The organism is Alicyclobacillus tolerans (genome assembly GCF_900142255.1).
GTDB lineage: Bacteria > Bacillota > Bacilli > Alicyclobacillales > Alicyclobacillaceae > Alicyclobacillus_I > Alicyclobacillus_I tolerans.
On record NZ_FRAF01000068.1, the window covers coordinates 1 to 1217 of the forward strand.

1 pseudogene is annotated in these 1217 nt (G+C 56.9%); it reads left to right on the plus strand.

What is annotated here, in order from left to right:
• Window positions 1-324 precede the first annotated feature (324 nt).
• Window positions 325-1217 (plus strand): annotated as a pseudogene (locus BUA75_RS15385) (ATP-binding protein); the annotation flags it as partial.

Below are 1217 nucleotides of genomic sequence, written 5' to 3' on the forward strand. Positions count from 1 at the left end.
TTTCGCGTTCGCGTGGAACATGCGGATAGCCAGACTTCGTTCCAATCCGTCATGGCGGCGGCGCGGGCCCCTGAGCATATCCAACGGCTTGGCGACGAGTGGGTGTATGATTTGGTGGAGATGCAAGAATTTCCAGTTGATGTGTGTATCTCGTTCCGGGTACGTTCCCCGTCCGAGGCCAGGGATTTGGTGATTCGAAAGCGCAAGGTGACGATGGGGCAAGGAGAGGAGTATGCGCTGTCGGGGGAGGTGCCGTATGAGATTTATGACGCGCTCGATGCGGCACGGGGGCTGGAACAAAAAATCAAGGATGGTCAGCCGGTCGTGGAATTCTTGCCCCTTTTTGCACTCGGAGCCGACAAGGAAGGGGAATTGTTGCGGCGGGAACGCATTCTTTTGGAAGCGGCCAGCACGAGGGGGCTTCGTCTGGTGCATCCGCCGGGGGATGCGTATGCGCTGTTTGACGCGTTTTTCCCTGGGGGAACGGCTCATTTGGAGTCTCGTTGGCAAAATGCCTGTGATCCGTTGTTTTTGGCGGCATCCGGTGTCCTCGGTACGGCGCGGGTGGGCGATCCGGCGGGTCAATGGTTTGCCATGAACGCGCTGTCGGGGAAGCCTGTGTGGGTGGACTGGTTTCGCGCCATGATGGAGGAAAACCGCACGGGAGCCGCCGCGTTTTTAGGAACGTTGGGGAGCGGAAAAACCAACGCCATCAAGTATGCGGTGGATACCATGCTCTCCTGGGGGGCAATGGGGATTGTGGTGGACCCCAAACAGATGGAGTATCGATGTCTAGTGGAACTTTGGCCCAAAGAAAGCGTATGGTGGCGGTTTGGACTGGATAGCACGTTACAGTTTACGCCGTTTCGTCTTGGTAAAGACGCAAGAGAGTGCAAACAGTTTGCGGCAGGCTTTTTGTCGGTGCTACTCAACTTGGGATCGGATCGCGACAGTCAATGGGCGCAAAACGCGATGTATCATGCGCTGGATGTGTTGTACAAAGGCAAGCAGTGGGATATGCCGCGTTATCTGGAGGCGTTGCGTCAGGTAGCGACGGATCGGAAACGGGCGGAAGAAGAGCGACGAATGGCGATGCTGTACCATGATACGCTGGAGCGTTGGGGAGAGGATGATCAGGGTCAAGCGATGTTTGGCATCGATGGGGCGGTGCGGACGATGGATGAGATGGCCCAACTATTGGTGGTGTCCATCATGGG